The organism is Acrocarpospora macrocephala (assembly GCF_009687865.1).
GTDB lineage: Bacteria > Actinomycetota > Actinomycetes > Streptosporangiales > Streptosporangiaceae > Acrocarpospora > Acrocarpospora macrocephala.
The window spans coordinates 23,625-40,961 of record NZ_BLAE01000090.1 but is presented as its reverse complement, the minus strand read 5'-3'; the positions used below and the strand labels follow the sequence as shown (position 1 = coordinate 40,961).

The 17,337-nt window shown below is 68.0% G+C and carries 11 protein-coding genes; 4 read left to right on the top strand and 7 right to left on the bottom strand.

Annotated elements, in window-relative coordinates:
- Positions 1-189: 189 nt before the first annotated feature.
- A complete protein-coding gene (locus Amac_RS48090) occupies positions 190-1,158 on the bottom strand; it encodes an aldo/keto reductase (RefSeq protein ID WP_307729855.1) in 969 nt (322 codons plus the stop codon).
- Between the two features lie 171 nt (positions 1,159-1,329).
- Between Amac_RS48090 and Amac_RS48085 the strand changes: the two genes are divergently transcribed.
- The 3 genes from Amac_RS48085 to Amac_RS48075 all read left to right on the top strand — a co-directional run bounded on the left by Amac_RS48085 (position 1,330) and on the right by Amac_RS48075 (position 9,093).
- Complete coding sequence (locus Amac_RS48085; protein WP_155361141.1) at positions 1,330-1,923, top strand: TetR/AcrR family transcriptional regulator; 594 nt, start codon at positions 1,330-1,332, stop codon at positions 1,921-1,923.
- A 277-nt stretch (positions 1,924-2,200) separates the two neighbouring features.
- Positions 2,201-5,860 (top strand): ATP-dependent helicase, encoded by a 3,660-nt coding sequence (locus Amac_RS48080; protein WP_155361140.1) that lies wholly within the window; start codon positions 2,201-2,203, stop codon positions 5,858-5,860.
- The gene (locus Amac_RS48075) at positions 5,854-9,093 is read left to right on the top strand and encodes an ATP-dependent helicase (protein WP_155361139.1); all 3,240 of its coding nucleotides are present in this window, start codon (positions 5,854-5,856) and stop codon (positions 9,091-9,093) included. The genes Amac_RS48080 and Amac_RS48075 overlap by 7 nt, the downstream gene beginning before the upstream one ends.
- Here the strand turns inward: Amac_RS48075 and Amac_RS57605 are convergent.
- The 4 genes from Amac_RS57605 to Amac_RS56950 form a co-directional block, all read right to left on the bottom strand.
- Positions 9,072-10,331, bottom strand: coding sequence for a type III PLP-dependent enzyme domain-containing protein (locus Amac_RS57605; RefSeq protein WP_281356416.1), 1,260 nt, complete (start codon positions 10,329-10,331; stop codon positions 9,072-9,074). The two genes, Amac_RS48075 and Amac_RS57605, sit on opposite strands and share 22 nt — an antisense overlap.
- A 239-nt stretch (positions 10,332-10,570) precedes the next feature.
- A complete protein-coding gene (locus tag Amac_RS48065) occupies positions 10,571-12,148 on the bottom strand; it encodes an IucA/IucC family protein (RefSeq protein WP_155361138.1) in 1,578 nt (525 codons plus the stop codon).
- A gap of 3 nt (positions 12,149-12,151) precedes the next feature.
- On the bottom strand, positions 12,152-13,744 hold the full coding sequence (locus tag Amac_RS48060) for an IucA/IucC family protein (RefSeq protein WP_155361137.1): 1,593 nt from the start codon (positions 13,742-13,744) through the stop codon (positions 12,152-12,154).
- On the bottom strand, positions 13,729-15,075 hold the full coding sequence (locus tag Amac_RS56950) for an ATP-grasp domain-containing protein (RefSeq protein WP_246269174.1): 1,347 nt from the start codon (positions 15,073-15,075) through the stop codon (positions 13,729-13,731). The genes Amac_RS48060 and Amac_RS56950 overlap by 16 nt, the downstream gene beginning before the upstream one ends.
- 120 nt (positions 15,076-15,195) lie before the next feature.
- Between Amac_RS56950 and nudC the strand changes: the two genes are divergently transcribed.
- The gene (gene nudC / locus Amac_RS48050; RefSeq protein ID WP_155361136.1) at positions 15,196-16,107 is read left to right on the top strand and encodes an NAD(+) diphosphatase; all 912 of its coding nucleotides are present in this window, start codon (positions 15,196-15,198) and stop codon (positions 16,105-16,107) included.
- Here nudC and Amac_RS48045 read toward each other — a convergent pair whose 3' ends face one another.
- Together Amac_RS48045 and Amac_RS48040 are read right to left on the bottom strand one after the other, a co-directional pair.
- Entirely contained in the window at positions 16,108-16,344 is a 237-nt protein-coding gene (locus Amac_RS48045; RefSeq protein ID WP_155351149.1) for a mycoredoxin, read from the bottom strand.
- A 65-nt stretch (positions 16,345-16,409) separates the two neighbouring features.
- Positions 16,410-17,309: an alpha/beta hydrolase gene (locus Amac_RS48040; protein WP_246269173.1), complete on the bottom strand. Its 900-nt coding sequence runs from the start codon at positions 17,307-17,309 to the stop codon at positions 16,410-16,412.
- Positions 17,310-17,337: the final 28 nt, after the last annotated feature.

Genomic DNA, 17,337 nt, shown 5'->3' with positions numbered 1-17,337 from the left:
TGGGAGAACCACGCGGATCAACCTGCCGCTTCGTTCGCGCGACCACGGTGCTGGCGGGGTCGGGCGGAGCCCGAGGGGAATCACAAGGGTCGGGTGGGTGGGAGAACCACACTGATCAACCTGCCGCTTCGGGCGGAGTCGGGCGAGCCCGAGGGAATCACCAGGGTTGCCGCTGGTGAGGGGATGCCGTCAGGCGGCGGTGCGTTCACTGACGGGTCGGCGGCGGAGGCTTGAACTCTTGATGGCCGGGGGCAAGTAGGCCTGGTCGAGCGTGCCGATATCGGTGCCGGGCGGGACGATCTCGTCGATCCGGTCGAGGATTTCGTCGGTGAGTGTGACGTCGAAGCCGGCGAGTAGATCGTCGAGGTGCTCCATCGTGCGCGGCCCGATGAGCGCGCTGGTCACACCAGGATGAGCGATCGCGAACGCCATCGCGAGGTGCGTCATCGGCAGGCCCGCCTCTTCGGCGAGCAGGATGAGCTGTTCGACGGCAGCAAGCCGGCGCTCATCATTGAAGACCTTGAAGAAGGCAGCGCGGACGAGGTCGGTCTGCTGGCCCTTGCGGACGCGTCCGGTGAGCATTCCCTGCCCGAGCGGGCCCCACACCAGCGTGCCCATCCCGTAGCGTTGCGCGATCGGCAGCACTTCGGCTTCGATGCCGCGGTTGAGGATCGAGTAGGGCGGTTGCTCGGTATGGAACCGTTCCAGGCCGCGCCGCTCGGCCACCCACTGGGCCTCGAGGATGTCGGAGGCGGGCATCGTGGACGACCCGATCGCACGGACTTTACCGCTGCGGATCAGGTCCGAGAGCGCGGACAGCGTCTCCTCGATGTCAGTGTCGGGGTCCGGCCGTTGGATCTGGTAGAGGTCGATGTGGTCGGTCTGCAGGCGACGCAGCGAGTTCTCGACCTCGGCCATGATCCAGCGCCGCGAAGCGCCCTGCTGATTGGGATCATCACCCATCGGGAGACTCACCTTGGTCGCAAGGACGACGCTGTCACGCCGCCCTTTGAGCGCCTTGCCGACAACCTCTTCGGACGCGCCCCGGGCGTACGCGTCGGCGGTGTCGATGAGGTTGATCCCCGCGTCCAGCGCTTTGTGGATGATGCGGATCGAGTCGTCGTGGTCGGGGTTGCCGATGGACGCGCCGAGCATCAAGGCGCCGAGCCCGTAGGGGCTGACCTTGATGCCGGTCCGGCCCAGCGTGCGGTACCGCATGGTTCTCCTCCTGCGTGGACTGCTGGTCGCGCGCCCGTTAAACTAAAAACGGAACGCCGTTCAGCACTCACAATATGGAACACTGTTCCGTATTGCAAGGGGTTGCCAGCCATGATTGACCGCACCGCCGAAGCACCGCCCGCCCGCCGCATGCGGCCCGACGTTCAGCGCAGCCTGGACGCTCTGCTGACCGCGGCCGCCGAGGTCTTCGCCTCCGACGGAGTGGACGCCCCCGTGCGACGGATCACAGCCAAGGCCGGCGTGGGGGCGGGCACCCTCTACCGCCACTTCCCGCAGCGCTCCGACCTCATCACCGCCGTCTTCCGCCACGAGGTCGACGCGTGCGCCGAGGCCGCCCCCGCCCTGGCGGACCAGTACGAGCCGGTCGAGGCCCTCACCCGCTGGCTGCGGCACCTGGCACGGTTCGTCGCCGCCAAACGCGGGCTCAAATCCGCCCTGCACTCCGGCGATCCCGCCTACCAAAGCCTGCCCGCGTACTTCATGGAGCGCTTCGTCCCCGCCCTGACGCAGCTTCTGGACGCCGCCGCGGCAGCCGGGGACATCCGCTCCGACGTCATCCCCTACGACCTCCTGCGCGCCATCAGCGGCATCGTCGAACCGGACGACGACGCCTACACCCAGCGCATGATCGCCCTGCTCGTCGACGGCCTCCGCTACGGCACCCACCCCGCTCTGCCTAAGTGACAGCTCCGTACTCCCTGACACTCACTCAGCCGAGGATGACCGCATGCCAGCCCGATGCCGCTGTCGCTCCTGGCGCTGGTGCGGTGAGGGCCATCATCCGCGTGAACAGCGTCGGATAGCGGTGAGTGCCCCGCCGACGGTGGGTCTGGTGTTAATTGTGGCGGGATAGACCGAAACGGCCTGGGGCCGTGTCGTTGTCGGGTCTGTGGGGGTGGCGGGGTTAGCGTGCCGTCAAGGGTGCACGATCTGTCCCCGCGATCTGGTGGAATGAAGCGCTATGAGTTACCGGCTGGTGCGGCGTGGGGGCGTGGGGCGGGGGATCGCTCCCGTGCTCGACGAGCATCAGCGTGCCGTCGTGGACCATCGGGGCGGGCCGCTGCTCGTGCTGGCCGGGCCCGGCACCGGCAAGACGACCACCCTAGTGGAGAGCGTCGTCGAACGGATCGAAAGACGCGGAATCGACCCCGAACGCGTCCTGGTCCTCACCTTCAGCCGCAAAGCCGCCGGTGAACTGCGCGAACGTATCACCGCCCGGCTTCGCAGAACCACCAGAACCCCGCTGGCCCTCACCTTCCACAGCTACGCCTACGCCCTGCTCCGCCGCGAAGCCCTGCTCGCCGACGAGCCCCCGCCGCGCCTGCTCACCGGCCCCGAACAACTTCTCGAAGTCCGCCGCCTCCTGCACGGCGAACTCGAAGACGGCGCCAGACTCTGGCCGGAACGTATGCGCGAAGGCCTCAAAACCCGAGGTTTCGCCGAAGAACTCCGCGACTTCCTCTCCCGCGCCGCCGAACGCGGCCTGGACGGCGACGCCCTCATCCACCTCGGCAGAACCCACGGCCGCGCCGACTGGGAGGCCGCCGGCCACTTCTCCCACCGCTACGAGGACCGCTTCGACCTCGACCCCACCCCCAGCCTCGACTACGCCGAACTCATCCGCGAAGCCGCCGGCCTCCTCAGCCACGGCGAACCCCGTACCCGCGAACGCGCCGCCTACGACTGGATCTTCGTCGACGAGTACCAGGACACCGACCCCGCCCAGGAGTCCCTCCTCCGCCAACTCGCCGGCCAGGGCCGCAACCTGGTAGCCGTCGGCGACCCCGACCAGTCCATCTACGGCTTCCGCGGCGCCGACGTCCAGGGCATCCTCAAATTCCCCGACCGCTTCCGCACCATAACCGGCCAAGAGGCCCCCGTAATCGCCCTCCACCTCTCCCGCCGAAGCGGCTCCGACCTCTTGACCGCCTCCCGCCGAGTCGCCTCCCGCCTCCCCTCAGCCCCAATGCCCACCAACGAACGAGACCTCTACATCCAGCCCACCCTCTGGGACACCCCAACCGAAGGAGCTCTCCCCACAAACGACGACGGATTGGTGGGGAGAAACCCTGTCCGAGTTGTGGGGAAGAGGGGTGGGCATCGGGATTTGGTGGCGGCCGATGACGATGAGCCTGGGAGCGTTCGGGTGATCCTGGCTGATAGTGAGAGCCAGGAGGCGGCGGTTGTCGCGGATGTGTTGCGGCGGGCGCATTTGCTTGATGGGGTGCCGTGGTCGCGGATGGCTGTGCTGGTGCGGAGTGCTACCCGGCAGGTGCCGACGTTACGGCGGGCGTTGTTGACGGTGGGGGTTCCCGTCGTGGTGGCGGGGGATGAGGTTCCGCTGATTCAGGAGCCGGGGGTCCGGCCGTTGGTGACGTTGCTTCGGGCCGCGGTCCGGCCGTCGGCGTTGGATGTGGCCACAGCGGAGGAGTTGTTGACCGGGCCGGTTGGGGCCACCGACATGATCGGCGTACGGCGGCTGCGGCGGGCGCTCCGGATCGCGGAACATGAGGCTTTGGCGGCCGCCGCGCAGGGGGAGGCGGTCGTGGTGGGCGACGGGCAAGCCGTCAGCACAGGGGAGGAAGGCGCCGACAGCGAGGGCGATGCCGATGGTCTGGGCAAGGGCGAGAAGGGCGTTCGCGATCTAGGCGAGCGGGATGCCGATGGGCTGGGTGCCGGGGAGGAGAGCGCCGAGGGTCCCGGCGAGGGGGATACGGGTGGTTTGCGCGCAGGGATGGAGGGCGCCGACGATCTCGGTGAGCAGCCTGCGGGTGGTTTAGGCGCGGAGGAGGAAGGTGCTGGTGGGCGGGATGCCGATGGTTTGAGTGCGGGGGGTGCCGACGAGCTGGGCGCGGCGCAGGAGGGTGTTGAGGGGCAGGAGGATGGGGCAAGGCAGCCGATGTTGCCGTTTGGGATGCGGTCGTCGGATGAGATGGTGATTGCGGCGCTGCGGGATGAGCGGGAGCTGGGGTTGTTGGAGCCGCATGTGGCGGCGCCGGCGGAGCGGGTGGCTCGGTTGTTGAAGGTGGCGCGGGAGGCGGCGCGGAAGTCGGGGACGGCCGAAGAGGTGCTTTGGGAGGTCTGGCAGGCTTCGGGGCTTTCGGAGAAGTGGACGTCGGTCAGTCTCGGTGGGGGAGCGCGGGGGGCGCAGGCCGATCGGGATCTGGACGGGGTCGTGTCGCTGTTCGACTACGCGGCCAAGTTCGTGGACCGGCTCCCGAAAGCGGGGATCGAGGTCTTTCTCGATGATCTCGTGGCGCAGGAGATCCCGGCCGACTCGCTGGCCGAGCAGGCGCCCGACGGCGAGGCCGTACGCATCCTGACCGCACACCGCTCCAAAGGGCTCGAATGGGACGTGGTGGTCGTCGCCGGCGTACAGGAAGGGATCTGGCCGGATCTGCGGCTGCGCGGGTCTCTGCTGGGCACTGAGACGCTTGTCGAGGTGGCCGGCGGGTCCGGGCTGGACGGGACCGACGCGGTCAAGGCGGCGCTGGGGTCCAAGATGCTGGGCGAGGAGCGGCGGTTGTTCTACGTGGCCGCGACCCGGGCCAAGCGCAAGCTGGTCGTCACCGCGGTGGGCGGCGAGGACGCCGAGGAGCGACCGTCCCGGTTCCTGGCCGAACTGCTGCCGGGCGAACTCGAGGCGGCCACCGTGGACGACCGCGCTCGCTGGCTCAGCATGCCCGCCCTGGTCGCCGACCTGCGCGCCACCGTCTGCGACCAGTCCCGCCCGGAACCGCTGCGCCGCGCCGCCGCCCGCCACCTGGCCCGCCTGGCCGAAGCCAAGATCCCCGGCGCCGACCCCAAAACCTGGTATGCCCTGACCGAACTCTCCGACGACCGCCCTCTCGCCTGGCCCGACGACATCGTCCGCATCTCCCCGTCCGCCGTCGAGAATTTCACCAAATGCAGCCTGCGCTGGGTCCTGGAGACAGCCGTCGGCGCGAGCAGCGCCAGCGTCTCGCAGAGCCTCGGCACGGTCATCCACGCGATCGCCGTGCTGGCCGCCGAGGACAATCCCGTCGACGCCCTCAGCGGCCGGCTGGACGAGATCTGGGACGAACTCGACTTCGGCGGCCTCTGGTTCAACCGCAAGCAGCGGCACGTCGCCGAGCAGATGGTCGAACGTTTCCTCCGCTGGCACGCGGAGAACCCGAGGGAACTCATCGCCCCCGAGGAGGCGTTCACCGCCGTCGTCTCCGACGGTGTCGTCATCAAGGGCCGCGTGGACCGCGTCGAACGCGACGGCGAAGGCCGTGCGGTGATCATCGACATCAAGACCGGCACGAGCAAACCCAAGGACGACGAGCTCGACCGGCACCCCCAGCTCGGCGTCTACCAGCTCGCCACCCTGCTCGGGGCGTTCAAACGCCACGGCCTGGTCGAGCCTGGCGGTGCCGCACTCGTGCAACTCGGCAAGGCCGCGGGCAAGGACGCCAAGGAACAGCGCCAGGGCGCCCTCCGCGACGACCCCGACCCCGGCTGGGCTGAGGACCTGGTCACCACCGTGGCCGCCGGAATGTCATCCCAGCTCTTCGTCGCCAAGGTCAACGACGGCTGCCGCACCTGCGCCGCCAAGATCTCCTGCCCGGTCAACGACAGCGGAGGCCAGGTGTGCTGACTCCGGACGAGTTGGCCGTCAAGCTCGGGGTGTTACCGCCCACGCCTGAGCAGGCCACCGTGATCGAGGCCGATCGCGAGCCGATGGTGGTCGTCGCGGGTGCCGGTTCCGGCAAGAGCGAGACCATGGCCGGGCGGGTGGTCTGGCTGGTCGCCAACGGGTACGCCAGGCCGGAGCAGATCCTCGGTCTGACCTTCACCCGCAAGGCGGCGGGCGAACTCGCCGAACGGGTGCGTAAACGCCTGACCGGTCTGGTCTCGGCCGGTCTGATCGCCGAGCTGGAGACCGAACCCACGGTTTCGACCTATCACGCGTACGCCGCCCGGCTGGTCACCGACCACGCGCTGCGCGAGGCGATGGAACCGACGATGCGGCTGGTGACGCCCGCGGTGGCCTGGCAGCTGGCGTCCCGCGTGGTCGGCCAGTACGACGGCCCGATGGATCACGTCGATCTGGGCCCGGCCAGCGTGACCGCCGCCGTGCTCGAGCTGGCGGGCGAGCTGTCGGAGCACCTGCGCGAACCGGACGACGTCTACCGCACCGGCGACTGGCTGCGGGAACGGCTGGCCGCGTTGTCCGGGCGGGTCACGTTGCCGCAGCAGAAACCGGTCAAGGTGCAGCTGGTACGGGAGCAGTTGGTGCCGTTGGTCGAGGCGTACCAGCGGGTCAAGCGGCGGCGGGAGGTCATCGACTACGGCGATCAGATGGCGCTGGCCGCGAGGATCGCGGCGAATCATCCGGAAGTGGGGGAGCTGGAGCGGGAGCGGTTCACGGTGGTGTTGCTGGATGAGTACCAGGACACCAGTCATGCCCAGCTTGTTCTGCTGCGCGCGCTGTTCGGTGGCGGGCATCCGGTCACCGCCGTTGGCGATCCCTGCCAGTCGATCTACGGCTGGCGTGGCGCGTCGGCGGGCAACCTGACGCGTTTTCCGGAGGATTTCCGGACTTCGCGTGGTGAGCTTGCCCCGATCCGGCAGCTTTCGGTGAGCTTTCGCAACGGCGAGCGCATTCTCGACGTGGCCGCTCGGGTTCAGGTCGAGTTGCGCCGGGAGGCGACCGAGGTGCCCGTTCTGGTCCCGGGTGAGAACCGCGCCGACCGGGGCCGCGTGATCTGCGCCTTTCATGAGACCGCCGAGGACGAGGCCGCCTGGATCGCGGAGGGTATTGCCGGGACGCTCGGGCAGGAGACCGCGCCCGACGGTCTTCCGTGGGGGGAGGGCGAACGCGCCAAGGCGAAGTCCAGCGTGTTTGGGGGGGCGAATGCCGTACAACCCCAGGATGTGGCGATTCTTGCGCGCAAACGATCGCAGTTTCCGGCGATCCGGCGTGCGCTGGAAGCGCGGGACATTCCGGTGGAAGTCGTGGGGTTGGGTGGGCTGCTGACCGTGCCTGAAGTGGCGGATATCGTGGCGACGCTTCGGGTTATGTACGACCCGACTGCGGGCGACGCGCTTGTCCGGCTGCTTGCGGGGCCACGCTGGCGGATCGGGCCGGCGGACCTGAAGGTTCTCGGGGAGCTGGCGCGGGAGCTGAACCGTGACGCCGGGCACCGGCCCGGACAGGACCCACTGCAGCAGGTCGTCGCCGACTTGGAGGCTGAGCGCGGCAGCCTGATCGACGCGCTGGACGAGCTGCCCGACCAGGAGGAGTGGCGGGCCAAGTTCTCCGAGCTCGCTCAGGAGCGGCTGCCCACCCTGGCGATGGAGCTCCGGCTGCTGCGCGCCCACGCTGGGCAGCCGTTGCCCGATCTGATCGGTGAGGTGGAACGCAGGCTCGGTCTGGATGTGGAGGTGGCCGCCCGGGGTGGCAGCCCGCTGGCGGCCCGCGCTGATCTGGATGCCTTTCAGGACGCGGCCGGCCGGTTCGCCGGTGACGCGGAGGATCCCACGCTGGGCGCGTTCCTCGCCTACATCAAAGCCGCGGAAAGCGAAGAATTCGGCTTGGAGCAGGGCCGGGTCGGTGAGACCAACAGCGTGAAGCTGATGACCGTGCATGCCGCCAAGGGGCTGGAATGGCCGGTCGTCGTCGTGCCTGGTTTGTCCCAGCTGACCACGCAGCGTGGTGGTCTGGCGAAGGGCAGTATCTTTCCGGCGACTCCGGTTACCAACTCCCGGTGGACGGAGAATCCCCGCAAACTTCCCTACGTGCTGCGTGGGGACAGTGCTGATCTGCCGGAGTTGACCGGTCTCGATAAGGAGGCGCTGGCCGATTTCGACGAGCGTTGCCGGGAACGGGACCTTCGGGAGGAGCGGCGGCTGGCGTATGTCGGGGTGACTCGTGCGCATTATCTGCTGATCGCCTCCGGCTACCGGTGGGGGAGTTCGTCGAAGCCGCTCGAACCGTCCGAATTCCTTCAGGAGATCAAGGAGCACGCCACCGCTGTGCCGCGCTGGACCGAGGGCGAGGTCGACGAGAACCCGCTGCTGGCGGAGCCGCCGGAGGCCACCTGGCCGCAGGTGGTCGTCCGGGATGCCATCAAGGAGGGGGCCGACATGGTCGCCGAGGCGATGGATGGGCTGTCGGAGGAAGGTCAGGGCGAGGTGAAGGAATGGGAGCGTGAACGGATGCGCTCGTGGGCGCGTGACACCGAACTCCTGCTCCGCGAACGTGATCGTCGCCGCGAGTCTGGCATTGTCGAACTTCCGGTGCGGCTGTCGGTGTCGTCGCTGGTCACGCTTGCCCAGGATCCATCGGGGTTCGCCAAGCAGATCCGCCGACCGCTGCCGCGCAAACCGGCACCGCTGGCCCGCCGGGGCACGTCCTTTCACCGCTGGCTGGAGTCCCGCTGGGGGCAGCAGCGCCTGCTCGACGAGTTCGAACTGCCCGGCGCGGCCGACGCGATCTCCGAGGCTGATCTACGCCTCACCGAGTTGCGCGCCAGGTTCGAGGAGAGCCGCTGGGCCGACCAGACACCGGTCGACCTGGAGGTCCCATTCGAGACCGTGATCGCCGACCGGCTGGTCCGCGGGCGGATGGACGCCGTCTTCCGGGAACGAGACGGATATGTCGTAGTCGACTGGAAGACCGGCGAACGCCCCCGGGGCGGAGCCGCTCGCACGGCCGCGATCCAGCTGGCCGCATATCGGCTGGCCTGGGCACAACTCTCCCGCACACCACTGGAGAAGGTCGGCGCCGCCTTCCACTATGTACGCGCGAACCAGACCGTCCGCCCAGTCGACCTAATGGAATCCGAAGACCTAACCGCCCTGATCTACGAAATTCCCGAAATGTAGTGAAAATCAGGCTTCGGGTGCATCAGGAAGTCATGGTGAGAGATATTCCAGGCGTACGCCCCTGCCATCCCGAACGCCACAACATCCCCAACCTCCAACGACACCCTGACCCGCCGCGCGAAGACATCCTTCGGCGTGCACAACTGCCCCACCAGCGTGACCGTCTCTTCGGGCACACGTAGAGAGCCCCTGGACGTCTCGGGTTGGTTGAAAGAGCCTGCAGTCCCGAGTGGGTTGGAAGAGCCTCCAGTTGTGGCGACCTTCTCGGGCGGGTCGGTAGAGCCCGCGGTTATGGCCCACTCCTCCGGGTGGTCGAGGGAATCCGCAGGTGCGGATATCCTCCCCAGGCGGTCGGAATAGCCTGCGTTTGTGGATCTCTCCTCTGGGCGGTCGGAATAGCCCGCGTTCGTGGACTTCTCCTCCGGGTGGGCGGAAGAGCTGAACACGGTGAATGGCTGGTTGTGTCCTTTGGTGACGGGTGTGCGGAGATGGTGTGTTCCGCCGGTGAGGATGGCGAATAGTTCGCCGTGTACCCGCTTGATGTCGAGGACCTTGGTCAGATACCAGCCGCAATACGCGGTCATTGCCCGTCCGGGTTCGATCCGGAGTTTTTCCGGATATCCGGCCAGGCCGCAGCCGTACTCCAGCCAGTCGAAGCGTCGTTCCGGATCCTGGTAGTCCACGGCCATACCGCCGCCCAGATTGACTTCGGTGGCGCCGATCTCCCGGGCGTACCCGATTACCGCTGTCGCCAGCTTGAGCAGGTCTGGGGCGTCAAGGCCGCTGGCCAGATGTGCGTGCAGGCCACGAAATCGCACCGGACCGCCGATGAGTCGGAGGCATTCCTCGATACCGGTGGGATCCATGCCGAACGGTGTGGCCCCGCCGCCCATGGTGAGGGCGGCTCCGGTCAGTGGCACATCCAGATTGGCGCGCAGCAGGACGTCCACGGGTTGCGCCCGCCGGAGCAGCCGCCGCATTTCGCCGGAGCTTTCCACATGAAGCCGGTATGGGCTGAGATCCAAGTCGGTGTCGGTTTTGCCAGGCCCGCCGAAGGCCATCCGGGCGTTCGGCAGCACCGACTGCACGTGTGCGAACTCACCTCCGGATGACACCTCGAACCCATCCACATGCGGCGCGATCACCCGCAACAGCATCGGATCCGGGTTCGCTTTGACGGCGTAATAGATCTCGATCCCCGGCAACGCGCGCCGGATCGCCCCCGCATGCGCGTCCAAACCGGGCAGATCGTAGACATAGGCCGGAACGTCCCCCAGCCGTCCGGCGTACTCGCGAAGGACTGTCCGGATATCGGGAGGTTGGGGGATGGACGCGCGGGCTGGGTCCAGCCGGCTCGCGGCAGTCGGGGCAGTTGGGTCGCTATTGGGTTGCGGGTGCATCCGGTCTCGACCGTTGGGGCGGTCAGGTCGCGGGTTTATCCGGCTCTTGGCAGTTGGGTCGCCGTCGGGTTGGAGGTTCATGCGCGCCTCGACAATGGGTTGGCCACCGGCACGTAGGTGGCGGTTCGGTCGGCGGCGCGGGACCAGCGCACGGTCAGGTTGGCCTTGGCGGGGAGTGGGACGCCGGCGAGTAGGTCGGCTAGTGGGGGTGGCCAGCCGCGGCTTTCGGCGTAGGCGGTGAGGATTTCGCTGGCGGCCGTCCATAGTTCGCGGAGCGTGTGGGAGCCTTCGAGGGTGGCTGCGATTTCGGCCAGGTGGTTGACGAACAAGCAGTAGACGACTCGGTTCCAGCCGCGTTCGGCGTCGTACTCCAGCGCGGCCGCCACCTCCGGAGCAAGTCCAGATAAATCGTGACCGACGAGTTTTGTCCCTTCGAGGTCGCGAAACACGGCCTCTACCGGCATGCCCTCGCTGTCGAGCCCGACAAGCACGTTCTGCAGATGCGGCTCCAACACCACCCCATGCCGGAAATATGCGTCCAACACCGGCAACGCCACCCGCTCCACATACGCCACCCACCACGCCATCGGATCCGCCCGCCGCAGATCCCGCACGGCCAGCGCCCCCGCCAGCACCGGCGTCACCCCGCTCCCCGAACGCCCCCACGGACTGCACCGCACCAGCACCCCGAGCCCTTCCAGCAGCCCAGTCCCAAGATCAGCCGACCGATACCCCGGCTCCGGCAGCCACCGCGTCCCCGGAAACGTCTCCGCCAGATCCGCGAACACCGGCGCCAGCCGCCGCGACAACTCCACCGACCCGGACAGCTCATACCAGGCGTTTTTCCGTACGCAGTTGGTGATCCGCACATCCAGGCTGAACTTCAGGCACTTGTCCAGATCCGGCTCATACACCGTACGAACCGACGAAGTTGGCGTGGAAAGCCCAGACGTGAAACCGAGATCGATCAGCCGTCCGTCCATCGGCAGGTCGAGTAGTTCGTACTGCCAGGGGTGCACCGGCAGCAGCGCGTACCCCTCCGGAGCCGTCCCCAGCCGATCCAGCGCGCTCGGGTCGCCCTCCTCGACCACCAGATCGGCCCGAACCCCCAGCAACCGCAGCGGAAACCGCGCGTACGCCTCCGGCGCGTAGCTCAGCCAGTCGCCCTTCGCCGCCATCCGCGCCTTGGGCGTGGGATGAAACGCGTGCCCGAAGAGCAGCGACTGCTCGGAAGCGAGCCACGGATCCTGCGACGGCGCGACCTCCTCCCGGACCAGAGCCAGCACCTCCAGCACGGACCTGCTGGACGCCACCTGCTCGGCGAACTCCGGATTGTCCCCGCCCAGCTCCGCCATGATCAGCTCGACCAGCATCGTGGAGCTCAGCGGTTCCCAGACCCCGTCACGCAGCCACTCACCCCGCTCCAGCCGCAACGCGATCCCGCCACTCGTCCGGGCCCGCAACCACCGGCCGCCCAGCTCCAGCAGGAGATGGTCGTCCGACGGCCAGACCTGCCCACGCGGCCCGGCCACTTCACGCACACAACACCGCAACAGCGCGGCCACCGTGGCCCTCTCCGCGATCTCCGCAGCCCCGGACCAACCGGAATCATCCGCGCCCGAGCTCGTGAAGGGTTCAACGACAAGGCGGTCCATGGATTACACGCTCCTTTGCGTGATCAGGAGATAGTTGGGGCCACTGGTGCCGTAGAACTTGTTGATATCCCTGGCGCCGGTGCGGTGCTTGTCAACCAAAGTGCCTGCGGTGACCATCGACTTGCCCACCAGCCTGGCCGCGTCCAGGGTTCTGGCCCTGAGCAGCCTGGCCTTGGGGTCGTCGCCGAAGGCGTCCAGGGCTTCGGCGAGGGTGGCTCGCACCAGGTCCGCTTCGCCGAGCGCGCCGACCGTGATCGCCGCGGCCGCCAGATGCAGGGTGATCGTGACGAATACGTCGGCGAGCGCGTGCGGGTCGTCGGTGAACATGCGCTGATCCCCGAACGCGGGCACCTCAAGGCCGGAGGCGGCCAGCCGGTCCGGTGCCGCCAGCAGGCCGTCGTTGTCCTTGACCAGCAGGTGCATGGGGCCGTCGCCGAAGACGAGGGCGAGGTTCTGCTGGTGGGCTTCGAGGGCGATGCCGTACCGGACGAAGAGCGTGACGTTCCAGGCGAACAGAACGGAAAGGTAGTCCCTGAGCAGAGCGGTGATGTCACCCTCGTAATGACGGTCGGCGAGATCGGGTAGCACGCCGGGGGCGGCCAGCGCGGCCACCGAGACGATCTCGCCTTCCGGAAGGCGGCGGATCATCCAGGCCAGATACTCCTCGCCCGCGTGCGCGTAGGTCTGCTCATCGGCGAGCAGCACACGCAGCCCAGGCTCCCGATCGAGCACACCCCGCAGCAACCGCTCGGCCTCGGCGCCGTCCCTAAGCGTCCCCGGCCGAATCGACCTCCGGTTCCGCACCCCCAGCGTGCTGGTCGCCAACGGCAACTTCAGATGGGTACGCGAATCGACCTCCACCGTCCGCATCGACAACGTCGGCCGCACCCGCAGATACGGGACCGGCCCCACAATCACCCCAGGCAGACTCCCCACCGACAACGGATGCACGGGAAACAACACATGCGTCCCCAACTCCGGCAGCCCGACCTGGGAGAATCCCGGCCAGAACTCCCCAACCCCACGCGAGCTAACGGTCTCTTTGGGAACAGCCGCCCACCGCAACTCGAACGCCGGCGAGAACTCCGGCGCATACGCCAGCAACTCCGCCGAACTCAGCCCCGACCGGCATCTCGCGGTCGGATAAATCGGATGATCGACACACGCAGCCAACGACTCATACCCGATCGTCGTCCGATCGACGAAGAGACCGGACTCGATGTCGTGCGCGGCGTACAAATCGAGGGCGAGTAGCGTCTCTCGGCATTCCTCGGCGAACGCCGCCACGCCCGCGGTGTCTTCGGGTTCGGCGACGTCGGCCAGCGTCTCCAGGACCTCGTCGAGCTCCAATTCCTCATCGGAAGCCACGACGAAATCCTGAAATAGGCCAGCGAAACCACCCGAGGTCAGGCGGACCTTCCGCCCGGAGGCCAGCTCTAGGGCGACCCCGGCCTTATCCCGGGTGACCCGTGCCGCCAGCCCGCCGTAGTCCTCCCGCAGCAGCGCGTTCAGCACCCGCGCCGCCAGGTACGCCTCCCGCGCCGGAACCGCCCGCACGCCCCGCCGTCGCGGCAGCGAGATCACGAGATCACCCATGGTTGCTCCTCACGGAACCGGCGCACGGCGTCGTCGACGGCCACCGGATCGGGCCCGACCACCCGGAGCAGTCCCAGGTAGTCGCGGTTGGTATGGGTGAGCTGCACGTAGTCGCCCAGCGCCCGAAGCGGGTTGTGCCAGACCCGCGCGGACCCGATGACCAGCTCCTGCGCGGGCGGCGCGGCGACGATCGTTCCACTCCGATCAGCGAGCAGGCTGACCGTGGCACCATGCATCATGCGACTGGGCGCGATGACTACCTGCGCCCTGCCGTGGTGCGCGACGACTTCCTTCGGCGTGTCGTCGTGGGCGATGACTTTCTGCGCCGAGCTGCTATGGGCGACAGTTTCCAGCGCGAAATCACGCATCCGGGCACTGTCTGCCTTTGTGTATCGCGATTCTCCACCCAGGGTTCCGGCATCGTGCTCAGGCGATATTTCGCCTAAGTCGGCAATCACCTCCCCGGCGTGGACTCGCAGGATCCACTCGAAAAGCGGGATGTCCAGGAGATCGGCGAGGAGGAAGTCGCAGTTGTCGCCGATGACGCGGTAGTTGATCTCGATGATCCGAGGGCCCGCGGCGGTCAGGACGTATTCGGTGTGGCAGGCGCCGAAACCGACTCCGAGGGCGTTCAGCGCCGTCAGGACATGGTCCCGACCCGGGCCGTCAGGCTCCCAATCCAGACGCTCCTCCACGAAATGCGGCAACGGCCCCAATGTCGTGCGATATCCGCCCAGCACCCGGATCTCCCGCCCGTCCCCAAACGTCTCCAGGGTCAGCAGCGGGCCTTCCAGGTACTCCTCCGCGACCAGGGTCTCGCCCGGACGCCGCGCCTTGATCGCCGACGCGGCGGTCCACAGTTCCCGCGCGTTCCGCGCCAGGATCACGTCCTCACTCGCCACACCTTCCCGTGGCTTGATCACCACGGGTCCGCGCCACTCCAGGGGTGGCGGATCGCCGGGCGGCAGCCGTACCGACCGGACCGACTCCACCCCGGCCAGGGCGAGCGCGCGTCGCGTCAGGGACTTGTTCTTGGTCGTCAGGCAAGCGCGCCAATCCTTACCGGGCAGGCCGAAATAGGACGCCGCGAGGGCGGTCTCCGCCTGGATATGGTCGGAATTGGTGAACACCACGTCCGGGGGATGGTGCCGGGCGATGGTGTCGATCAGCGCCCGGACGTCCCGGACGTCGGTCCCGATCGTCTCGCACCCGGGGTATCGTTCGGGCCGGTCGGTCAGGATCGTCACGTCCCAGCCGAGCGTGTCCGCCGCGGGCAGGAACCCGGAGATGACCGAATCGGTGGGATTGAGCGTGGCAAGGTACAGCCGCAACGAAGTCCCCTGAGGTAAGGCTTACCTAACTCGGCCATCGTAGTCGATCACTCAGTGGCGTGCGGGGAATCCGTGGACCCTGGTCCATTGTGGATGCCGAGATGAGGAAGGATAAAGCCTGTGGAGATCTCTGAGGGCCTACTCGGCCCACTACTCCTGGCGCGTAGCACGATCGACCGGTCCGCGGTGCTGCGCCAGGACACCGCTTGGCTGGAACGTGCCTGGGCCGAAGACAGGACCCGAGTGATGCTGGTCCGCAAGGGAGAAACCCTGGTCAGGCGGCACGAGCAGGGCGCGGACCTGATCCTTTTCCCGCCGGGCCAGGCCCCGCAGGGCCAGCGATACCTGCTCGGCGTGGACGCCGCGAGCATCGCCTATTTCGCCGTTGACACCGAACTTCCGGAAATATCCGGCGCGGAGGTGGCGGGGTTGCGGCAGGCGGGGGCGCTGCTCGGCGACCGGGACGCCGGTCTGCTCGTCTACGCGGTCGCCCTGGAGGCCTGGCACGGCACCCACGAGTTCTGCCCGCAATGCGGTAGCCGTACCGAGATAACCGCGGGCGGGCACGTCCGCACCTGCCCGCAGGACGGCAGCCAGCACTTCCCCCGGGTCGACCCCGCGGTGATCATGGCCGTTTACGACGACGACGATCGCATCCTGCTCGCCCGCAGCCCGCAGTGGCCGGAAGGCCGCATGTCGGTGCTCGCCGGATTCGTCGAACCAGGCGAATCCCTCGAACAGGCCGTCATCAGGGAAGTCCTCGAAGAGGTGGGCGTCACCGTCAAAGCCCCGCGCTACCTCGGCAGCCAGCCCTGGCCGTTCCCGCGCAGCCTCATGCTCGGCTTCTTCGCCCGCGCCGCCACCACCGAACTCACCCGCGACCCCGAAGAGATCGCCGAAGCCCGCTGGTTCACCCGCGCCGAACTCCTCGCCGCCCTGGAAAGCGGCGACCTGCGCCTGCCGCCCCCGGTCTCGATCGCCCGCCGGCTGATCGAGACCTGGTACGGCGACACGCTCAGCGGCGACTGGTAACTACAGCCCTAACCGGGCCTTCACCTCGATGACCGACGGATTGGTGAACGCCGTCCCGTCCGGAAAAACCACGGTCGGGACGGTACGGTTCCCGTTGTTGACGCTCATCACGAACTCGGCCGCGTCCGCTTCCCGCTCGATGTCGACCTCCCGGTAGGAGATGCCTTCCCGGGTCAACTGGCTCTTGAGCCGCTTGCAGGGGCCACACCAAGTGGTGGTGTAAACCGTGAGCGCCATGTTCGTCCCTTTCCTTAGGCCGACATTGGCAACACAGCGAGGATCGTTCATGTTCCCGGTGATCGTCAGCGGGCCAGCCGCGCGATGATCCACGACTGCACCGACTCCGCCACGCCCGGCTCCCGGTAGAGCGGGCTGCTGTGCTGGACGCCCGGAACCGCCCGGATGTTCATCGCCACCCCGACCTCGTTCAGCGCCTGCTTCAACATCTCACTCTGGTACGGCGGCACGAACTCGTCGGTCGAGTGCACGCTCAGCATCGGCGCGTCCTGCGGGGTGGCGTGCAGCGGCACCTCCATGCTCGACCAGATCCGCGGGCACTCGGTCGGGTCGCAGCCGCCCGCCAGCGCGATGGTCGCCTTGCGCAACTTGCGCTGCTCGTGATCCGCGCCCTCGTCGCCGTCCTCGAACGCCGTCCGCGGCGAGACCACCGGCGAGATGCCGACCACGCCGCGCAACCCGGGAACCCCGTCCCCATACGTGCCGACCGCCGCCCCGATGTGGCCCCCGGCCGAGAAGCCGATCAACGCGTACCGATCCGGGTCCATGTTGAACTGGGCGGCGTGCCGCCGGACGGTGGCGATCGAGTCGAGCGCGTCGGTCCGCTGGGCCGGCCAGGCCGCGTCCTGCGCCAGCCGGTAGTTGATGTTGACCACCACGTAGCCGAGCTGGAAGTAGCTCCGGCTCACCTCGGTCATGTACTTCTTGTCGCCACCGGACCACCACCCGCCGTGGATCACGAACACGGCCGGGCGGACGACGCCGTCCTTGCGCCACCAGATGTCCATGCGCTGGCGGACATGCTTGCCGTACGAGAAAGTGGCGCGGTCCTCCACCGAGGCGGGGGGCGTCGCGGTGGGACTCGGCGTGGGATCACCCCCGACGGGCGTCGCGGACGCCGGCCCGGGCGAGGAGAGAATGATCGCGGCCAGCGCGAGCGCACCGAAACCAAAGACTTTCCTCAAGGTCCTCGTTCCTCCCGCGAGCGGTTCC